The organism is Sphingopyxis sp., assembly GCF_050725615.1.
In the GTDB taxonomy this organism is placed as follows: Bacteria; Pseudomonadota; Alphaproteobacteria; order Sphingomonadales; family Sphingomonadaceae; genus Sphingopyxis.
Map to the genome: position 1 here is coordinate 1 of NZ_JBOHHU010000040.1, position 18,251 is coordinate 18,251.

Sequence of the window (18,251 nt, forward strand, 5' to 3'; positions counted from 1 at the left end):
GCCGACATCAACCCCGTGCAGGATCATGGCTTCATGTACGGCCGCGATATCCTCGACCCCGACGGCCATGTCTGGGGTCCGTTCTGGATGGACCCCGCCGTCGCCAATGGCGAGGCGCCGGTCCCCGAAACCAGCGCCTGATAACAACACCCCCCAAGGAGAGAGAATATGCCCCAGATGATCTTCATCAACCTGCCGGTGACCGACCTCGACAAGTCGAAGGCCTTTTACGAGGCCGTCGGCGCGACCAACAACCCGGCGTTCACCGACGACACCGCCGCATGCATGGTGTTCAGCGACGTGATCCACACGATGCTGCTGACGCATGAGAAATGGGCGACCTTCACCGCGAAGACGATCCCCGACGCGCATCAGGTCGCACAGGTGCTGCTCTGCGTCTCGGCCGACAGCCGCGCCGATGTCGATGCGCAGGTCGAGAAGGCGACCGCCGCCGGCGGCAAGGCCGACCCGACCCCGACGCAGGACTTTGGCGGCTTCATGTACGGGCGCAGCTTCGAGGATCCCGACGGCCATATCTGGGAAGTGATGTGGATGGATCCGACCGCCATCCCCGCCGGCGAACCCGCCGAAGCCGAAGCCTGACGCCAGACCCGGGAGGAGGAAGAGAATGACCGACGCAGTCCCCGCCAAGGGTCAGACGATCGCCGGCCGCATATTGAGCGGCTTGGTGATCCTCTTCCTCCTCTTCGACGCCGGGCTCAAGCTGGTCGCACCCGAGGTCGCGATCAAATACACCCCGCCCAGCCTCGGATGGCCGCTCAACGTCCCGACGATGACAATGCTCGCCATCCTGCTGCTGATCCCGACCCTGCTCCACATCTGGCGCCCGACGGCGATCCTCGGCGCGATCCTGATCACCGGCTATCTCGGCGGCGCGATCGCGACCCATGTCCGGATCGGCAGCCCCCTGTTCAGCCACATATTGTTCGGGGTCTATCTGGGCCTGATGCTGTGGGGCCGGTTGTGGCTGCGTGACCCGCGCGTCCGGGCGCTGCTCCCGATCCGGACGGGAGCAGGCCAATGAGCTTTCAGAGCTATATGGACAATATCGAGGCGAAGACCGGCAAGTCGCCCGGCGACCTTCAGACGCTGGCCATCGACAAGGGCCTTGCCGATGCGAACGGCCTCGCCCCCGGGATCAAGGCCGGCGCGATCATCGACTGGCTGAAGCAGGATTTCGATCTCGGTCACGGCCACGCGATGGCGATCGTCGCCTATATCAAGGGCAAGCGCGACTAGCTTCGTTTCCCATTCGAACGACGCGATCAAAGGAGAGGATCATGTCTGTCAATCCCAACGCCAATATCGAAGTCACCGCCTTCGACTGGGTCCCCGATTTCGCGCGCGGTTTCGTCCGCGACCTCCGCCCGCGCTGGGCATGCGAGGAAATCGGGCTCGATTATGCCGAACATCTGATCAGCGCGATCAACCGCCCCGCCGACCATTTCCTGTTCCAGCCCTGGGGGCAGGTCCCCGTGCTCAACGACGGCGGCATCCGCCTGTTCGAAAGCGGCGCGATCCTGCTCCACCTCGCCGAAAAGGACGCGCGCCTGATGCCGCGCGACCCGCAGGCGCGCGCCAACACGCTCGCCTGGCTGTTCGCCGCCTATAACAGCGTCGAGCCGATGCTGTTCGAGCTGGGCAATGTCGATATTTTCTCGGCCGACCAGGAGTGGGCGAAGCTGCGCCGCCCGGGCCTGATCGAGTTCATCCAGGGCCGGCTCGGCCGCCTCAACGACGCGATGGGCGACAAGTCCTATCTGGCCGGCGAATTCACCGTCGCCGACATCGCGATGGCGACCGTGCTGCGCGAAGCGGTCGAGGCAGGGCTGATCGCCGAGCAGCCGCGACTGCAGGCCTATTTGGACCGCTGCCTCGCCCGCCCCGCCTTCCAGCGCGCCATGGATGCGCAGCTCGCCGCCTTCAGCGACGAAGCGGGACCACCCGCCGCCTGAAATCCCCTCCCCCCCCCAAGGAGAGACAAGATGACCTATGTAGAAGGATTTGTGGTCGCGGTGCCGACCGCCAACAAAGAAGCCTATCGCAAGCACGCCGCCGACGCCGCGCCCTTGTTCAAGGAGTTCGGCGTCGCGCGCATGGTCGAATGCTGGGGCGACGACGTGCCCGACGGCAAGATCAACGACTTCAAGGGCGCCGTCCAGGCGAAGCCCGACGAGACCGTCGTGTTCAGCTGGTTCGAATATCCCGACAAGGCGACGCGCGATGCCGCAACCGAAAAGATGATGACCGACCCGCGCATGGCGGCGATGGGCGGCGACATGCCGTTTGACGGCAAGCGGATGATCGTCGCCGGTTTCGACTCGCTGCTCGACGACAGCGCCGACGGCGGCTTCGGTTACGCCGATGGCTATATCGTTCCGGTGCCCGACGCCAACAAGGAAGCCTATCGCGCGATGGCGATCAAGGCATCCGAAGTGTTCCGCGACCATGGCGCGACGCGCGTCGTCGAGGCGTGGGGCGACGATGTGCCCGACGGCAAGGTCACCGATTACAACCGCGCCGCGCACAGGCAGGACGGCGAGAGTGTCGTGTTCAGCTGGGTCGAATGGCCCGACAAGGCAACCCGCATGGCGGGCTGGGACAAGGTGATGAAGGACGAGCGGATGCAGCATGATCCGAACGACCAGACCTTCGACGGCAAGCGCATGATCTACGGCGGGTTCGCGCCGATCGTCGACGCCTAGACCGACGAGCAGGCCCTCCCCTCCGCTGCCCCCGGTTCGCAAAGGAGTCTTGTTATGACCGACGCATCGAATTTCATCTGGTACGAACTGATGACCCCCGACCCCGAAGGCGCGAAGGCCTTTTACGATGCGGTGGTCGGCTGGACCTTGTCGACCGGCCATGGCGACAACAATGACTATGGCTTCATCACGCGCAGCGATGGCGGGATGAACGGCGGCGTGCTGCGGCTGTCACCCGACATGGCGACGCATGGCGCGCGGCCCTGCTGGCTCGGCTATCTTCATGTCGCCGATGTCGATGCCGCCGCGACGGCGATCGCGGCGGATGGCGGCCAGTTGCTGATGCCCGCCCGCGATGTCGAGATGGCCGGCCGCATCGCCATGATGGCCGACCCGCAGGGCGCGCCTTTCTATATCATGGCGCCGACCCCGCCACCGGGCGCTGAGAAGACCGAAAGCAATGTCTTTTCGATCACCGAGGCGCAACATATGCGCTGGAACGAGCTGGCGACGAACGACCCCGCCGCCGCCATCGCCTTTTACACCAAGCACTTCGGCTGGGGCCAGGAGGGCGAAATGGATATGGGCGACATGGGCGCCTACCAGTTCATCCAGCGCGGCGCGGTGGGGCTGGGCGCGGTGATGCCGCTGATGCCCGGCATGCCGGCGCCGATGTGGAGCTATTATATCGGGGTCGACGATATCGACCGCGCGCTGGCTGCGGTAAAAGCGAACGGCGGCACGGTGACCAACGACCCGATGGAAATCCCCGGCGGCGAATATGCGATGAACGGCATCGATCCGCAGGGCGCCGCATTCGGGCTCGTCGGCCCGAGGTCCTGATCGCGACAGAAGAGGAGAGGCAGAATGACCGGACATCCCAATCAGGCGCCGACCGGCGGACTGACCCCGCATATCGCGATCGCCGACAAGCGCGGCGGCGAGGCGATCGACTTCTACAAAAAGGCGTTCGGAGCAACGGAGCAGGTCCGCGTGCCGGCGCAGGACGGCGTGCGCTTCATGCACGCGCACATCCATATCAACGGCGCATCGTTGATGATGCACGATGATTTCCCCGAATATAGCGGCGGCAGCGCGATGGCGCCGCCGACGGGGACGACGCTGCACCTGCATGTCGACGACACCGACGCCTGGTTCAAACGCGCGATCGACGCGGGAGCGACGTCGACGCTGGAGCCGCATGATGCCTTTTGGGGGGACCGTTATGCCCAGGTGAAAGACCCCTTCGGTCACCTGTGGTCGATCGGGGCGCCCATCAAAGGAGAGACGACATGACGAACCAACCCACAAGCCAGCCCGTGAGCCTGTGCCTCTGGTACGACAAAGGTGCCGAGGAAGCCGCGACCTTCTATGCCGCCACCTTTCCGGGCAGCAGCGTCGGCGCGGTCCACCGCGCCCCCGGCGATTATCCGGGCGGCAAGCAGGGCGATGCGCTGACCGTCGATTTCACGGTGCTGGGCATCGCCTGCGTCGGGCTCAACGGCGGCCCGGTCTTCCCGCACAGCGAGGCCTTTTCCTTCCAGGTTCATACCGACACGCAGGAGGAGACCGACCGCTATTGGAACGCGATCGTCGATAATGGCGGCGCCGAAAGCGCATGCGGCTGGTGCAAGGACAAATGGGGCCTGAACTGGCAGATCACCCCGCGCGTGCTGACCGATGCGGCGATGGGCGGCGACCCCGAAATCGCGAAACGCGCCTTCGACGCGATGATGACGATGAAAAAAATCGACATCGCGACGATCGAGGCGGCGGTGCGGGGCGAACAGCTTGGCGCGTAACCGCCGGCTGTTCGCCTGGGCGCTCTGCGGCACGCTCGACATCGTCTATGCCGCCGTGTGGAGCGTGCTGGCGGGAAGCGATCCCGGCCGGATGCTGCGCGGCGTCGCCAAGGGACCCTTTGGCGACGCCGCCGGCGACTGGGGCATCGGCGGAGCGCTCGCCGGTCTCGCGACCCATTATGCGATCATGGGGGTGATGGTCGGCTTCTGGTTCTGGGCGGCGCGGCGCATACCCGCGATCGCGAAACAGCCGTGGTGGCTGAGCGGCGCCCTCTATGGTTTCGGCCTCTATCTGGTGATGAACGCTGTGGTGCTGCCGCTCCGTTTCGGAGCGCCCTTTCCGCCCCTCGACCTCGTCAAGGACGTGGTGGCGCTTTTCCCGCATATCGTCTTCATCGGCTGGCCCTTGGCCTGGCTGACCCGCAAGGAAACGAACTCATGCTGATTTTCTATGGCCACCCCTTTTCGAGCTACAGCTGGAAGGCGCAGATTGCGCTCTATGAAAAGGACATCGCGTTCGAATATCGCAACGTCGATCCCGAATTTCCGGAGCATGGGCCGGAACTGCGGGCACATTGGCCGATCGGCAAATTCCCGCTGATCGTCCACGACGGGCGGCCCTGGTTCGAGGCGTCGATCATCATCGAATATCTCGACCACCTCGTCCCCGAACCCCGTCTGATCCCGCAGGATTTCGAAGCGGCGCTGCAGGTCCGGTTGCTCGACCGGATCTTCGACAACCATGTCATGGGCCAGATGCAGGAGGTGGTGAACGACGCGATCCGCGGTCCCGAGGGCCATATGCCGATGGTCGTCGAGGCGGCAAAGGCGAAACTGGAAACGATCTACGCCTGGCTCGACAAGGAACTGGCGGGCGGCGGCTGGGCGACGCCTCATGGCTTCACCCTCGCCGATTGCGCAGCGGCGCCGTCGCTCTTCTACGCCGATTGGGTCTATCCGATTGCGGAAAAATACGAAAATCTGCGCGCCTATCGCGCCCGCCTGCTCGCGCATCCATCGGTGGCGCGCGCGGTCGACGGCGGGCGGCCGTACCGCCATTATTTCCCGCTCGGCGCCCCCGATCGCGATTAACCCATGGCGGCACGCCGTCCCGAAACGGTGCAGCGAGGCCCGCTAGGTTAATGCGGCGATGACATTGCCGCTTTGCCATTTGGCAAGCGCCCGCGCGCGAAGGCGGTGGCATGGTTTCGCCATCCGCTCTTCTCCGCACGCTGATCGTCGCCTGCCTGGCGTCGGTTCTCGCGTTCGCGCCGGCGCGGGCGCAGCAGCTCACGACGACCACGACGGTCACCTGGACCTATGCGACCAGCGACGAGGAAGGGGATGTCCTCGACGAGGATGCGGCGCTCCTCGACGACGAAGCCCTCGCAAGCGATGCCGATAGGGGCGCGACGCGGCGCTATGCGCCGGGTGCGGCGCTCGCGACGCTCGGCCGGGCCAAGGCAAATTTCGGTCCCTTCGCGGTGATCGACGCGACCACCGTCCGCATGGCGGGCGACGTCGATAGCGCAACGCCGCGCCAATTCGCCGCGATGCTCGCCGCCTATCCGACGCTGAAGCGGATCGAGATGGTCGATTGCCCAGGCAGCCTCGACGAGGCCGCGAACCTGATCCTCGCCCGCGCGATCCGCCGGGCGGCCATGGAGACGGTGGTGCCCAAGGGCGGATCGGTACGCTCGGGCGCGGTCGAATTGTGGATGGCGGGCGTCCGGCGCAGCGCCGCCCCCGACGCCGAATTTGGCGTCCACAGCTGGGCCGACGAATATGGCCGCGAAGCGCGCGACTATGCCGCAAACGATCCGGTGCACGCCGAATATTTGAGCTATTACCGCGAAATGGGGCTCGACGACGCCAGGGCGCGCGCCTTTTACGCGATGACCAACCAAACGCCGTTCGACGATGTCACCTACCTCACGCGCGACGACATGGCGCGCTATGTGACGCTGAACTGATCTAGCCTTGTAACACGCCGGGGCCTTCCCCACATCGGCCCGCATGGCAAAGCGCAGCCTTTACCAGCGATTGCGGTCGACCGCGCAGGTCCGGCTGACGCTCTTCTGTCTGGGCATATTGCTGATGATTGTCGCGGTGATCATCGGGCCATTGCCGGGTCCCGGTTTCCTGATCGTCTTTCCGATCGGGTTGATGCTGTGCCTGCAAAACAGCGCCTGGGCCAAACGCATCTATGTCCGCTTCAAGCGGCGGCACCCGCGCTATGCCGGCTGGACCGACCGCATCATGCGGCGCGGCAGTGCGGCGCGGCGGCGCGAACGCGCTGCCCTCGACACCGAGGTTAACATCAGCCCCGCGGAGAGCCGCGATGACAATTGACTTTGCGCCGACTCTCGCTTATCCGCGCCTCCATCAGTGGCCGCCCACGTTTGGCGGCCCTTTTCTGTTAGAGCATATCAAGCGAATTAGGGACAACCGCGATGAAGCGTACCTTTCAACCGAGCAACCTCGTGCGCGCCCGTCGCCACGGTTTCCGCGCCCGCAAGGCAACGGTTGGCGGCCGCAAGATTCTCGCCAACCGCCGCGCCCAGGGCCGCAAGAAGCTGTCGGCCTAAAGTCCGGCTCGGCACCGGCTGAGCTGGTGCGAACGCTTTCAAAACGCAGCGAATTCCTGGCCGCCAACCGCGGCCTTCGCTTTCCCATGCCCGGCTTCGTCCTGCTCGTCCGCGCCCGCGGCGATGCCGACGACGCGATGGGCATCGGTTATACCGTCAGCAAGAAGGTCGGCAATGCCGTCACGCGCAACCGGATGAAGCGCCGGCTGCGCGAACTGTGCCGCGCGGCGCTTCCCGAATCGGGAGTCGCGGGCGCCGACCATGTGCTGATCGGCCGGCCGGGGGGCAATGACATCGTCTATGCCGACCTTGGCGAACAACTGACCGATGCCTTAGGGCGCGCGGCGAAGAAACTCGCGAAACAGGCCGCATCCAAAGTTTCCGACGCATGATCGCCAAGCTGCTCATCCTGATCGCGCGCGGCTGGCAATATGGGCCATCGCGCATCCTGCCCCCCACCTGTCGCTACGCCCCGTCGTGCAGCGCCTATGCCATCACCGCACTCGAACGTTATGGCGCGATCAAGGGTGGCTGGATCGCGACAAAGCGGCTATTGCGCTGCCATCCTTGGGGCGGCCACGGCTACGACCCCGTACCATAATCCCTGATTTGACACGAAGAGAGACCAACCAGCGTGGACGACAAGCGTAACTGGATCACGGCATTGTTGCTGTCGGCGGCCATCCTGCTCGGCTGGAGCTTCGTCTCCGACAAATTCTTTCCGACCCCGACCAAGCCCGATGTGACCAAGACGGTTGCCGGGACGCCGGGTGCCACGCCCGCGACGACGCCGGGCCAGCTTGGCGCACCGCCGGCGCCGGGCGCTCCGCCCGCTCCCGCCGCGGAAGCGGTGCGTCCGATCGAAACGGTGCTGGCGGACGGCAACCGCATCCCGATCGACACGCCGAAGGTGGCGGGGTCGATCAATCTGGTCGGCGCGCGGATCGACGACATCACGCTGACCAAATATCGCCAGACGATCGCCAAAAACTCGCCGCCGGTCCGTTTGTTCGCCCCGGCGGGCACCAAGGCAGCCTATTTCGCGAGCATCGGCTGGTCGTCGCACAGCATCGCAGTGCCGACCGCCTCGACCTTGTGGACCGCAACGGGAACCAAGCTGACCCCGACGACGCCGGTCACGCTGAGCTGGGCCAATCCGACCGGCCAGACCTTTCGCATCGAATATAGCATCGACGCCGACTATCTGATCACCGCGAAGCAGACGGTCACCAACGGCGGCACGGCGCCCGTCGCGGTCAGCAGCTATGCGCTGGTCGACCGGCTGGGCAAACCGACCCACCACGAAGATGCCGATTCGATGACCATCCATGTCGGCCCGACCGGATTCGTCGGCGGCGTGTCCGAATTCGACTGGGATTATGACGACCTCGAGAAGGACGACAGCGAAGCGAAATTCAATTCGGCGGCGTGGCTGGGCTTCAGCGACAAATATTGGCTCGCTGCGGTCATCCCCGCCAAGGGCGAAAAGGTCACCGCCGAAATGGAGGCGCTCAGCGCCAATTCCTTCCGGACGATGTTCGCGCGCAATTTTGTTCAGGTCGCCCCGGGCCGCCAGGTGACGACCACCAGCCGCGTCTTTGCCGGCGCCAAGGAAGTGAGCGTCCTCGAAGACTATACCAACCGCCTGGGCATCACGCGCCTGTCGCATGCGATCGACTGGGGCTGGTTCGACTTTTTCGAAATCCCGATCTTCAAATTGCTCGACTGGCTGTTCCGCATGGTCGGCAATTTCGGGCTCGCGATCATGGCGCTGACGCTGATCATCCGCCTGCTGATGTTCCCGATCGCCCAGCGGCAATTCCATTCGATGGCGCAGATGCGCATCGTCCAGCCGAAGATGAAGGCGCTGCAGGAAAAATATAAGGACGACAAGCAGCGGCAGCAGCAGGAGCTGATGAAGCTCTACAAGGACGAGAAGATCAATCCGCTCGCCGGCTGCCTGCCGATCCTGATCCAGATCCCGATCTTCTACGCCCTGTACAAGGTGCTGATGCTGACGATCGAAATGCGGCACCAGCCGTTCATCCTGTGGATCAAGGATCTGTCGGCGCCCGATCCGTTGCATATCCTGAACCTGTTCGGGCTGCTGCCCTTCACGCCGCCGTCGATCCTGGGGATCGGCGTGATGGCGGTCATCCTGGGCACCACCATGTATCTGCAGTTCCGCCTGAACCCGCCGCCGGCCGATCCGGTGCAGGCGCAGGTGTTCAAGATCATGCCGTGGATGTTCATGTTCATCATGGCGCCCTTCGCGGCGGGCCTGCTCTTGTACTGGATCACCAACAACTGCCTGTCGATCGCGCAGCAGCAATGGATGTACCGCAAATTCCCGGCGCTGAGGACGGCAGCGGCGAAGTGAGCGACGACCAGCCCGCACCGGGGTCCGACCCCGAGCGCCCTGAACGCGCGCGCAAGCTGTTTTCGGGGCCGATCGCTTTCCTGAAATCGGCCCCGGCGCTTGAGCATCTGCCCAAGCCGTCGATGCCCGAGATCGCCTTTGCCGGGCGCTCGAACGTCGGAAAATCGTCGCTGCTCAACGCACTGACCAACCGCAACGGGCTCGCGCGCACCTCGGTGACCCCGGGACGGACACAGGAGCTCAACTATTTCGACGTCGGCGAACCGCTGATTTTCCGGCTGGTCGACATGCCCGGCTATGGTTTCGCCAAGGCCCCCAAGGACGTCGTCAAGAAATGGCGCTTCCTGATCAACGATTATCTGCGCGGGCGGCAGGTGCTGAAACGCACGCTGGTGCTGATCGACAGCCGCCACGGGATCAAGGACGTCGACCGCGACGTGCTGGAGATGCTCGATACTGCGGCGGTGAGTTACCGGATCGTGCTGACCAAGGCCGACAAGGTGAAGGCGACCGAACTGGCGCGTGTGCTGGCCGAGACCGAGGTCGAGGCGCGCAAGCACCCGGCCGCGCATCCCGAGGTGATCGTGACGAGCAGCGAAAAAGGCATGGGCATCGCCGAGTTGCGCACTGCGGTGCTGGAGGCAGTGGAGGTTTGACTTTCGCTCCTCGCCCCTTGAGGGAGAGGGAAAGAGGGAGTCCCCATGAAAATCTTCATCGGCAACAAGGCCTATTCGAGTTGGAGCCTGCGCGGCTGGCTTGCGGCCAAGCACAGCGGGCTGCCGTTCGAGGAAATCACGGTCCCCTTGTACGATGAGGATTGGTCGAACCGCCGCGAAGGCGACGAGTTCGCGCCGTCGGGGGGCAAGGTGCCGATCCTGTGGGACGGCGAGGACATCGTCGTCTGGGACAGCCTGGCGATCATCGACTATCTCGACGAGAAAACCGGCCGCGAGCGGGGCTATTGGCCGACCGACATCGCCGCGCGCGCGATGGCGCGGTCGATGGCGGCCGAAATGCATTCGAGCTTCGCCGCGCTGCGCCGCAACCACAGCATGAACATCCGCCGCATCTATCCGGCGGGCGAGCTGCTGCCCGAGGTGCAGGCCGATGTCGTGCGCATCCTGCAGATCTGGGCCGAGGCCCGCGCACGCTTTGGCGGCGAGGGCGATTTCCTCTTCGGCGACTGGTCGGCCGCCGACATGATGTTCGCGCCGGTGGTGACGCGCTTCATCACCTATTCGATTCCCCTGCCGCGCTTTGCCCTGCCCTATTGCCAGGCGGTGATCAGCCACCCGCATATGCAGGAATGGATCGGCGGGGCGCAGGCCGAGGACTGGATCATCGAGAAGTTCGAAGGGCCGACGACCGACTGAGGTGTCGCGGCGATGAACGCGGCATTCAGCGGAGGCTGCCGACGATGCGATAGACAGCGCCGATGAACAAGATTCTTCTCGTCTCCGCCCTTGTGCTTGGCGCATCGGTCGCCGCATCAGCGGCGCTGCCCGCATCCGAATGGGAAATCGGCCCGATCATTCGCGGCAAAAATTATTCGGTCGGCATGCCGCTGGCGCCTAGGCCCGAGCGCGGCGGCTGGTCATTCGACTTCCCGGTCGGCAGCAAAGCGGCGGGGCATGTCCATTATGTGACCTTCCGCCCGGGATCGCTCGCTGGGAAATCGCGGATCGTCGTGCGCTACCGCATCGATGCGCGGGCCGGCACGCGCTTCGTACCGCAGGCGAACCCCGACCGCGCTGGGACGGTCTCGCTCTATCTTCAGCGGCGCGGCGACAATTGGAACGCGCGCGGGCGCTATCAATATTATCGCTGGTACGCCCCGTCGGCGAGCGTGCGCGAACTGGCTCCCGGGGTCGGCGAGATCAGCGTCGCGCTTGATGATCCGCAGTGGATTTCGGTGCTGGGGCAGCCGTCGGCGACCAACCCCGGCGCGATGCGCGATGCTCTGGCCGATGTCGAACGGGTGGGACTTGTGTTCGGATCGTCGAACGCACGCGGCCACGGGATCTATGCGACCGCGCCCGCCAAGTTCGTGCTGACCGGGTTCCGAATCGACTAGGGAATCCGCTTGGTCGGATAGGGCGTGCCGTCCTTGTGGAAATAACCGTCGGGCGTGAAGAGCATGTCGATGTCCGAATAGCCGCCGCCGGTGTCATATTTTTTGCCGCCGCCGAGCGCGACCAGCACGCAGTCGGCATCGCTTTCATTGATCAGATGATGGCCGTTGGTGCTGCCCTTGGGCCACACCGCGATGTCGCCGGGCCGCATGAGCCAGCGGCCGTCGTCCTCGACCAGCACCGCCTCGCCAGTGATCAGCACCACCATCTCGTCCTCGCCATCGTGCCAGTGGCGCTGCGACGACATCGCGCCGGGTTTGAGCACGACATGGCTGGCGGCGAAATCGCTGATCCCGGTGACGGGCGCGAGGCGGCGATACCAGCGGCCCTGCACAGCAGCGTCATAGGGCGCGGGATAGCCGGTCATGTTGGTCTGCGGGATGGCGTCGAGATCGAGCTTGGGCATGGCAGTCCTGCTTTCTGTTCTTCCTTTGTTTCGCACAATCAGCGTGCGATGCAAAGCCTCGACTTCGCAGCGCGCGAGGGCGTAAAGGGCGGGGATGACGCACAGCATCGACCCCGTGGACCTCGCCCAGGCGCTGATCGCCGCCCCTTCCGTCACCCCGGCCACCGGCGCGGTGTTCGACGTGCTCGAGGCGGCGCTCGTCCCGCTCGGCTTTACCGTCGAGCGCTTCATCGACGGGATCGAGCCCGACGGGCCGGTCGAGAATCTGCTTGCTGTGCGTAAAGGCACGGGGCTGCGGCATTTCGGCTTTGCCGGGCACCTCGACGTGGTGCCGCCCGGCGTCGGCTGGACCGGCGATGCCTTTGCGCCCGAGGTGCGCGATGAGCTGCTCTACGGGCGCGGGGCGGTCGACATGAAGGGGTCGATCGCCGCCTTCGTCGCCGCGGCTGCGGCAACCCCGGCGAATGCCGGGACGATCAGCCTGATCATCACCGGCGACGAGGAAGGTCCGGCGATCTTCGGCACCCGCGCGCTGATGGAGCATATGGCGGGGCGCGGCGTTGCGCCCGACATGATCGTCGTCGGCGAGCCCACGTCGGTGAACCGGCTCGGCGATATGGTGAAGATCGGGCGGCGCGGGTCGGTCAACATCTGGATCGACGTGCCGGGAACGCAGGGGCATGTCGCTTACCCGCATCTGGCCGACAACCCGATCCCCAAGCTGGTTAAGATATTGGCGGCGATCGACGCGGTGGTGCTGGACGAAGGCAACGACTGGTTCCAGCCCTCGAACATCGAATTCACCGACATCGAGGTCGGTAATGGCGCGACCAACGTCATCCCGGCGTCGGCGCGCGCGCGGCTGTCGATCCGCTTCAACGACGCGCACCGGGGCGCCGACCTGGTCGCGATGATCGAGCGCATCACACACGAGGTCGAACCGAAAGCCAAGATATTGGGCAAGATATCGGGCGAAGCCTTCCTGACCCCGCCGGGCGATCTGTCGGGACTGGTCGCCGAGGCGATCCATGCCGAGACCGACATCATGCCCGAAATGTCGACGACGGGCGGCACGTCGGACGCGCGCTTCCTGCACGCGCTGTGCCCGGTCGTCGAATTCGGACTGACCAATGCGACGATGCACAAGCTGGACGAGGCGGTCGCGGTCGCCGACCTGCACAAGCTGGCCGCCATTTATCGCGGGATTTTGATGCGCGCCTTTTCCTAGTCGTCGCGGGCGCGGCGCAGAATGACGTAGACCGCCCCCGCCCCGCCATGGCTGATATGCGCGGGGCGGAGAGCGACGATCTGGTCGGCATAGGGCGAGTAAGCGAGCCAGTCGGGGAGCGAGGCGCGGATCGCGCCGCGCGGGCGCGGGTCGCCATGCATCTGCGGTAGCCGGTCGGCGCCGGGGCGGAGGCGACCCGCCACGACGAGCAGTACGCGCGCGCCGCGGATCAGCGCGCGGTGGATGCTGTCGTCGAGCAGCGCCTGCGCCGAGGCGAGCGTATGACCATGGAGGTCGATGCTCATGTCGGGACGGACCAGCCCCTTGCGCAAGCGGCGGTCCCAATGGCCGTCGAGCGTCGCGGCGCTGTGCGTGCGGCGCGGGGACGGGAGCGGAGCGGGCGGACGCGCGGCGGGCGGTGCGACGATCCGGGGCTGCGCTTTCGGGGGCTTGACCGTTGGCGGGGCGGTGGGCGCGAGCGAGGCGGAGCGCTTGGCGATCGGGGTGACCGTCGCCGCGACCTTTTTCCAGAGCGCCGACTCATCAGGCGCGAGCCGGCGCGCCACGATCAGCGCCGGATGAGCCGCGCGATGCTGGTGCGCGGCAGGAGGATCAGCGCCGAGCCGCGCCCGGCCATGCCGCCGGCGATCGCGCGCGCGTCATTGCCCGCGCCCCAGAAACTGTCGAAGCGGTTGGCGCCGCGGATCGCGCCGCCGGTGTCCTGCGCGATCCACAGGCCACCCGGTTCGGCGCGGTCGAGCGACAGGAAGACCGGCGCGCCGAGGGGCACATATTTGGGATCGGCTGCGACGCTCGCGCGGCCCGTCACCGGCACCCCGAGGGCGCCGAGCGGCCCCGGACCGGTGATCTCTCGGAAGAAGACCCAACTCGGGTTCTCGTTCATCACCGCGGCGCCGCGGACCGGGTCGGCGCGGAGGTAATCGAGGATACCCTGCATTGAGGTTTGGCCCGGTTTCAGCTGACCGCGGTCGGCGAGCAATTTGCCGATGCCGACATAGTCGCGGCCGTTCTGCGTGTCGTAACCGATCCGCATGATGTCGCCATCGGGCAGGCGGAGACGGCCCGAACCCTGGATCTGCAGGAAGAAAAACTCGGCGGCGTCGGCGGCCCAGGCGATTTCGAGCCCGCGGCCTTCGAGGGCGCCGCGTTCGATCGCCCCGCGGTCGTAGTAGCGCACGAAATTGCTGCCCTCGACGCGGCCGCGAATCTTCTTGCCCTTCAGGTCGTCGGAAAATTGGCCGAGGTCGACGTCGATGAGGTCAGCGGGGCGGCGATAGACGGGGACGTCATAGCCCGCCCGCTTGGTGCGCGAGGCGGCGATTTCAGGCTCGTAATAGCCGGTGACAAAGGCGGTGCCGGCGCCGACCTGCACCGTGCCGAAATAGCGCGTGAAAAAAGCCGCCGCGTCGCTGTCGCGCCAGTCCTTGGCGGCATTGCAGCTGTCGGTCCAGTCGGCATTCTGGGTCAGGCCGCTGGCGTCGGCGCGGCGGGTGACCGAGGGGCAGCTGAGGCGGAAGGCGGCGAGCGCGGCGCTCGCCTGCGACGCCGAAACGCTGAGATCGGTAAATTCGGGCCCCGCAACGACCCCGGCTTCGGCGGCGTTGGTCGCACTCGCCGGAACCACCGGTGCGGCGAGCACCGGGTTGGGGGTCGCCGGAATCGGCTTGGCCGCGACCGACCCGCTTTCGGAGGGGCGCGGCGTATAGGGGCGGGTCGAGCCTGAGGGTGTCGGGGTCGGAGTGGGAGCAGGCGCTGGCGCGGGGCGCGGCGCGGTTTCGACACGGCCACCGCCAGCATCGGGGATCACCGACGAACAGGCCGACAGCGCGGGCACGATGGCGAGAAGGGCGAAACCCAGCGCCCGGGCGGAGACGGGGCCGGGCATCAGGGTCAGGCGGATTCGGCTTCGTCGAGCAGCCAGTTGGGATCGTTGCTGCCGATCGCGCGGCGGAAGGTCCACAGGTCGTTGGTCTCGCGCGCGTCAATCATCGACCCGGCGATCATATTGCCGTCGGCATCGCGGGTGATCGCGCTGATGTCGGCGCGATAACGCACGGTGATGCGCGCTTCGCCGCCCGCCAGCTCGACGTCGGTGATCTTCGACGAATCGATGCCGACGAGACGGTTATCGAGCCGCTCGCCGCGCGCTTCGCGCGCCGCGATCGCTTCGACAAACCCGTCATAGCTGTCCTGATCGCACAGGTCGCGCAGCGTATCGCGGTCGCCCGCCCAAAAGGCTTCGAGGATCATGCGATAGGCGGCTTCGGCGCCTTCCATGAACCGCCCGGCATCGAAACTGCGGTCGGTCGCGAGCAGAGCGCGGAGGCCCGCTTCGGCTGCGGGTTCATAGACAAGGCCCGAGGTATCGGCGGCGCTGCCCTGCGGCGCGCCGGGCGCTTCGCTATCATCAACGCGGACCGGGGTGGGCGCGGCGCGATCGTCGCGACGCGGCAGCACGGGCTCTTGTTCATGGCCCGTGCGCTTGCCAAGCACCGAATAGAGCCGCATGCCGAGAAAGGCGGCGATCATGGCGAGCAGGACGATCGAAATGGCTGTCACGGGCTGAAGTCCAATATGCGTCTTGAGAAGAAGTCGGACCGATACATAGGCTATCGGCGGCCATGTTTCAAATCACCATGGCCGCAGCCTTGGAGCAGGTCAACGTTTGCCCAACGTTGGATACGCCCATCGGGTTGCCGGGCCGGGCCACTTGCGCGCCCATTGTGCTACCCGCCCGCCGCTGCTAAGCGCCGCCGCAACCGCCCGCGCGGCCGGATCGCTCGATCCGGACGCCGCAGGAGTTCCTATTAGACGACAGGGAAAGCAAGACCGACATGGCCGACGAAACGACGCCCGAATTCACCCCCGAAACTCTTTCGAATGGCGAGGATAATTCGCCGGCGATCGGCCTGATCTCGCAATATGTGAAGGATCTGTCGTTCGAAAACCCGAACGCGCCCGCCATCTATCAGGTCCAGGACGCACCGCAGGTTGACGTCCAGTTCAATATCGGCGCCGACAATGTCGGTGACGGGCTGTTCGAAGTGTCGCTGAAGATCGACATCACGTCGAAGAATGGCGAGCTGGTCGGCTTTGTCGTCGAGCTGAAATATGCCGGCCTGTTCGGCGTGCGCAACGTGCCCGACGACCAGCTGCAGCCCTTTTTCCTCGCCGAAGCGCCGCGCATCCTGTTCCCCTTCGCGCGCCGTGTCGTCGCCGATGTCGTGCGCGACGGCGGTTTCCCGCCGCTGTTGCTCGAACCGATCGATTTCCACGGCCTGTTCCAGCAACAGGCGCAGCAGATCGCGGCCGAACAGGCCGGCGAAGCACCGATCGGCCAGGCGTAGGATTAGCCGAGGAGGCGGGCTGACGGGGTGAGCAGCCTGGTCAAAAGCGTCGGGACGATCGGCGGGCTGACGATGGTCAGCCGGTTGTTCGGCTTCGCGCGGGACATGCTGCTGGCCCGGGTGCTCGGCGCGGGGCTGGCCGCCGATGCTTTCCAACTCGCCTTCACCCTGCCCAACACCTTTCGCCGCCTGTTCGCCGAGGGCGCCTTTTCGGTCGCCTTCGTCCCCATGTATAGCCGCGCGCTGCACGGGGACGGTGGCGAGGACGCAGCGGCGCAATTCGCCGACGACGTGCTCGGCGTTTTCCTGTGGGTGCTATTGGTGTTTTCCGCGATCGCGATGATCGCCATGCCGGGCATCGTCTGGCTGCTCGCGCGCGAATATCAGGAAGTACCGGGCAAGTTCGAGCTCGCCGTATTCCTCAGCCGCATCACCTTTCCCTATCTGGGGCTGATCAGCCTGGTCGCGATGCTGTCTGGCCTGCTCAACGCGCGCTCGCGCTTTGCACCGGGCGCAGCAGCGCCGGTGCTGCTCAACATCGTGCTGATCGCGGGCATCCTGATCGGCGCCGAAATGCGCGGCCCCGGCGGCGACGACCGCATCGTCGCACTAGCGCTGGCGATCTCGGTCGCGACCGCCGGGGTGGTCCAACTCGCCTATCTGTGGTGGGCGGTGCGGCGCGCGGGGCTGAAACTGCACATCCGCCTTCCCAAGGTCACGCCCGAGGTGAAGAAGCTGGGCATGCTGATCCTGCCCGCGACCTTCGGCGCCGGAATCTATCAGATCAGCCAGTTCGTCGACACCTTCTTCGCGACCAGCCTGCCGCAGGGATCACTGACTTTGCTCAAGCTTGCCGACCGGCTGAACCAGTTACCGCTGGGCATCGTCGGTATCGCATTGGGCACTGCGATCCTGCCGATGCTGGCGCGCCATATCCACAGCGACGACGGCGCCGAGGCGCAAAGATTGCAGGCCAATGCGTTCGAGATCGCGACCTTGCTGACGCTGCCCGCCGCGGCCGCGCTGGCGATCTGCGCGCCGGCCTTTACCGCCGCCTTTTTCGTCGGAGGCAAGTTCACCGCCGCCGATGGTGCGCTGATGGCGAATATCGTCGTTGCGCTGGTCGCGGGTCTGCCCGCCTATGTCATCGTGAAGATCCTGAACCCGGGCTTTTTCGCGCGCGAGGACACGAAGACGCCCGTGTGGACCGCGCTGGCCTCGCTGGTCGTCAATATTGCGATCAATCTCTATGTCGTCGAACGCTATGGCATTGTGGGCCTCGCCGGGGCGACCGCAGTGTCGGCCTCGATCAACTGCCTGTTGCTCTATATCATCCTGCACCGACGCGGCTGGTTCCATTTCACCGCACGGCTCGGCGGGCGCATCCTGCGCCAGATGGTCGCGGTCGCGGCGATGGCGGCCGCCTTGTGGTGGCTGATGCCGCAGCTGCAATCATATTATGCCGGGTCGGTGATCGAGCGTATCGCCTCGCTCGGTGCGCTGTGCGCCGTCGGCGGGGCGATCTTCTTTGCCGCCGCCTTCCTTGTCGGCGCGCTTGACAAGGATCTGATCGCCATGCTGACGCGGCGGCGCGCCAAACCCGCGCTTACAGAGGAATAGA

26 protein-coding genes are annotated in these 18,251 nt (G+C 65.6%); 22 read left to right on the plus strand and 4 right to left on the minus strand.

From position 1 onward, the window contains the following. Nucleotides 1–168 precede the first annotated feature (168 nt). The 19 genes from ACREB7_RS11020 (at nucleotide 169) to ACREB7_RS11110 (ending at nucleotide 11,570) form a co-directional block, all read left to right on the plus strand. A complete protein-coding gene (locus tag ACREB7_RS11020) occupies nucleotides 169–603 on the plus strand; it encodes a VOC family protein (protein WP_431592321.1) in 435 nt (144 codons plus the stop codon). Between the two features lie 25 nt (nucleotides 604–628). Then, nucleotides 629–1,045, plus strand: a complete 417-nt coding sequence (locus ACREB7_RS11025; protein ID WP_431592322.1) for a DoxX family protein — start codon at nucleotides 629–631, stop codon at nucleotides 1,043–1,045. Beyond that, complete coding sequence (locus ACREB7_RS11030) at nucleotides 1,042–1,260, plus strand: DUF4287 domain-containing protein (RefSeq protein WP_431592323.1); 219 nt, start codon at nucleotides 1,042–1,044, stop codon at nucleotides 1,258–1,260. Before ACREB7_RS11025 ends, ACREB7_RS11030 begins: the two co-directional genes overlap by 4 nt. Nucleotides 1,261–1,301: 41 nt before the next feature. Next, nucleotides 1,302–1,976: a glutathione S-transferase family protein gene (locus ACREB7_RS11035; protein ID WP_431592324.1), complete on the plus strand. Its 675-nt coding sequence runs from the start codon at nucleotides 1,302–1,304 to the stop codon at nucleotides 1,974–1,976. Between the two features lie 30 nt (nucleotides 1,977–2,006). Beyond that, the gene (locus ACREB7_RS11040) at nucleotides 2,007–2,726 is read left to right on the plus strand and encodes a DUF1428 domain-containing protein (protein ID WP_431592325.1); all 720 of its coding nucleotides are present in this window, start codon (nucleotides 2,007–2,009) and stop codon (nucleotides 2,724–2,726) included. A gap of 54 nt (nucleotides 2,727–2,780) precedes the next feature. Further along, nucleotides 2,781–3,569, plus strand: a complete 789-nt coding sequence (locus ACREB7_RS11045) for a VOC family protein (RefSeq protein WP_431592326.1) — start codon at nucleotides 2,781–2,783, stop codon at nucleotides 3,567–3,569. Between the two features lie 24 nt (nucleotides 3,570–3,593). Beyond that, nucleotides 3,594–4,022, plus strand: coding sequence for a VOC family protein (locus tag ACREB7_RS11050; RefSeq protein ID WP_431592327.1), 429 nt, complete (start codon nucleotides 3,594–3,596; stop codon nucleotides 4,020–4,022). After that, nucleotides 4,019–4,528: a VOC family protein gene (locus tag ACREB7_RS11055; protein ID WP_431592328.1), complete on the plus strand. Its 510-nt coding sequence runs from the start codon at nucleotides 4,019–4,021 to the stop codon at nucleotides 4,526–4,528. Before ACREB7_RS11050 ends, ACREB7_RS11055 begins: the two co-directional genes overlap by 4 nt. Next, nucleotides 4,518–4,973 carry a hypothetical protein gene (locus ACREB7_RS11060; RefSeq protein WP_431592329.1) on the plus strand — a complete coding sequence of 152 codons (456 nt, stop codon included), beginning with the start codon at nucleotides 4,518–4,520 and terminating at the stop codon, nucleotides 4,971–4,973. Before ACREB7_RS11055 ends, ACREB7_RS11060 begins: the two co-directional genes overlap by 11 nt. Further along, nucleotides 4,967–5,620, plus strand: a complete 654-nt coding sequence (locus ACREB7_RS11065; protein ID WP_431592330.1) for a glutathione S-transferase family protein — start codon at nucleotides 4,967–4,969, stop codon at nucleotides 5,618–5,620. Before ACREB7_RS11060 ends, ACREB7_RS11065 begins: the two co-directional genes overlap by 7 nt. Nucleotides 5,621–5,730: 110 nt before the next feature. Next, nucleotides 5,731–6,501: an alpha/beta hydrolase gene (locus ACREB7_RS11070; RefSeq protein ID WP_431592331.1), complete on the plus strand. Its 771-nt coding sequence runs from the start codon at nucleotides 5,731–5,733 to the stop codon at nucleotides 6,499–6,501. Nucleotides 6,502–6,544: 43 nt separating this feature from the next. Then, nucleotides 6,545–6,880 carry a PGPGW domain-containing protein gene (locus tag ACREB7_RS11075; protein WP_431592332.1) on the plus strand — a complete coding sequence of 112 codons (336 nt, stop codon included), beginning with the start codon at nucleotides 6,545–6,547 and terminating at the stop codon, nucleotides 6,878–6,880. 101 nt (nucleotides 6,881–6,981) lie between these two features. Further along, entirely contained in the window at nucleotides 6,982–7,116 is a 135-nt protein-coding gene (gene rpmH / locus ACREB7_RS11080; RefSeq protein WP_039570342.1) for a 50S ribosomal protein L34, read from the plus strand. A gap of 26 nt (nucleotides 7,117–7,142) precedes the next feature. Then, nucleotides 7,143–7,508, plus strand: coding sequence for a ribonuclease P protein component (gene rnpA / locus ACREB7_RS11085; RefSeq protein ID WP_431592333.1), 366 nt, complete (start codon nucleotides 7,143–7,145; stop codon nucleotides 7,506–7,508). Continuing rightward, nucleotides 7,505–7,717, plus strand: coding sequence for a membrane protein insertion efficiency factor YidD (gene yidD / locus ACREB7_RS11090; RefSeq protein ID WP_431592334.1), 213 nt, complete (start codon nucleotides 7,505–7,507; stop codon nucleotides 7,715–7,717). The genes rnpA and yidD overlap by 4 nt, the downstream gene beginning before the upstream one ends. A 33-nt stretch (nucleotides 7,718–7,750) precedes the next feature. Further along, on the plus strand, nucleotides 7,751–9,496 hold the full coding sequence (yidC, locus tag ACREB7_RS11095) for a membrane protein insertase YidC (protein WP_431592335.1): 1,746 nt from the start codon (nucleotides 7,751–7,753) through the stop codon (nucleotides 9,494–9,496). Then, nucleotides 9,493–10,152 (plus strand): ribosome biogenesis GTP-binding protein YihA/YsxC, encoded by a 660-nt coding sequence (gene yihA, locus ACREB7_RS11100; RefSeq protein ID WP_431592336.1) that lies wholly within the window; start codon nucleotides 9,493–9,495, stop codon nucleotides 10,150–10,152. The genes yidC and yihA overlap by 4 nt, the downstream gene beginning before the upstream one ends. A gap of 45 nt (nucleotides 10,153–10,197) precedes the next feature. After that, nucleotides 10,198–10,869 carry a glutathione S-transferase family protein gene (locus tag ACREB7_RS11105; protein WP_431592337.1) on the plus strand — a complete coding sequence of 224 codons (672 nt, stop codon included), beginning with the start codon at nucleotides 10,198–10,200 and terminating at the stop codon, nucleotides 10,867–10,869. Nucleotides 10,870–10,931: 62 nt separating this feature from the next. After that, the gene (locus ACREB7_RS11110) at nucleotides 10,932–11,570 is read left to right on the plus strand and encodes a hypothetical protein (RefSeq protein WP_431592338.1); all 639 of its coding nucleotides are present in this window, start codon (nucleotides 10,932–10,934) and stop codon (nucleotides 11,568–11,570) included. Here the strand turns inward: ACREB7_RS11110 and ACREB7_RS11115 are convergent. After that, entirely contained in the window at nucleotides 11,567–12,034 is a 468-nt protein-coding gene (locus ACREB7_RS11115; RefSeq protein ID WP_431592339.1) for a cupin domain-containing protein, read from the minus strand. The genes ACREB7_RS11110 and ACREB7_RS11115 overlap by 4 nt on opposite strands. 94 nt (nucleotides 12,035–12,128) lie before the next feature. Here ACREB7_RS11115 and dapE point away from each other — a divergent pair, with 94 nt between their 5' ends. Then, nucleotides 12,129–13,262, plus strand: coding sequence for a succinyl-diaminopimelate desuccinylase (dapE, locus tag ACREB7_RS11120; RefSeq protein WP_431592340.1), 1,134 nt, complete (start codon nucleotides 12,129–12,131; stop codon nucleotides 13,260–13,262). Here dapE and ACREB7_RS11125 read toward each other — a convergent pair. The 3 genes from ACREB7_RS11125 to ACREB7_RS11135 are packed head-to-tail and all read right to left on the minus strand — an operon-like array spanning nucleotide 13,259 to nucleotide 15,842. Next, nucleotides 13,259–13,828, minus strand: a complete 570-nt coding sequence (locus ACREB7_RS11125) for a Smr/MutS family protein (protein WP_431592341.1) — start codon at nucleotides 13,826–13,828, stop codon at nucleotides 13,259–13,261. The two genes, dapE and ACREB7_RS11125, sit on opposite strands and share 4 nt — an antisense overlap. Nucleotides 13,829–13,830: 2 nt before the next feature. Next, nucleotides 13,831–15,168: a murein transglycosylase A gene (gene mltA / locus ACREB7_RS11130; RefSeq protein WP_431592342.1), complete on the minus strand. Its 1,338-nt coding sequence runs from the start codon at nucleotides 15,166–15,168 to the stop codon at nucleotides 13,831–13,833. Between the two features lie 5 nt (nucleotides 15,169–15,173). Beyond that, nucleotides 15,174–15,842: a Tim44/TimA family putative adaptor protein gene (locus ACREB7_RS11135; RefSeq protein WP_431592343.1), complete on the minus strand. Its 669-nt coding sequence runs from the start codon at nucleotides 15,840–15,842 to the stop codon at nucleotides 15,174–15,176. A gap of 275 nt (nucleotides 15,843–16,117) precedes the next feature. On the opposite strand from ACREB7_RS11135, the gene secB reads away from it, so the two are divergent. Beyond that, on the plus strand, nucleotides 16,118–16,630 hold the full coding sequence (gene secB, locus ACREB7_RS11140) for a protein-export chaperone SecB (RefSeq protein WP_431592344.1): 513 nt from the start codon (nucleotides 16,118–16,120) through the stop codon (nucleotides 16,628–16,630). A gap of 27 nt (nucleotides 16,631–16,657) precedes the next feature. Beyond that, nucleotides 16,658–18,250: a murein biosynthesis integral membrane protein MurJ gene (gene murJ / locus ACREB7_RS11145; RefSeq protein ID WP_431592345.1), complete on the plus strand. Its 1,593-nt coding sequence runs from the start codon at nucleotides 16,658–16,660 to the stop codon at nucleotides 18,248–18,250. Nucleotide 18,251: the final 1 nt, after the last annotated feature.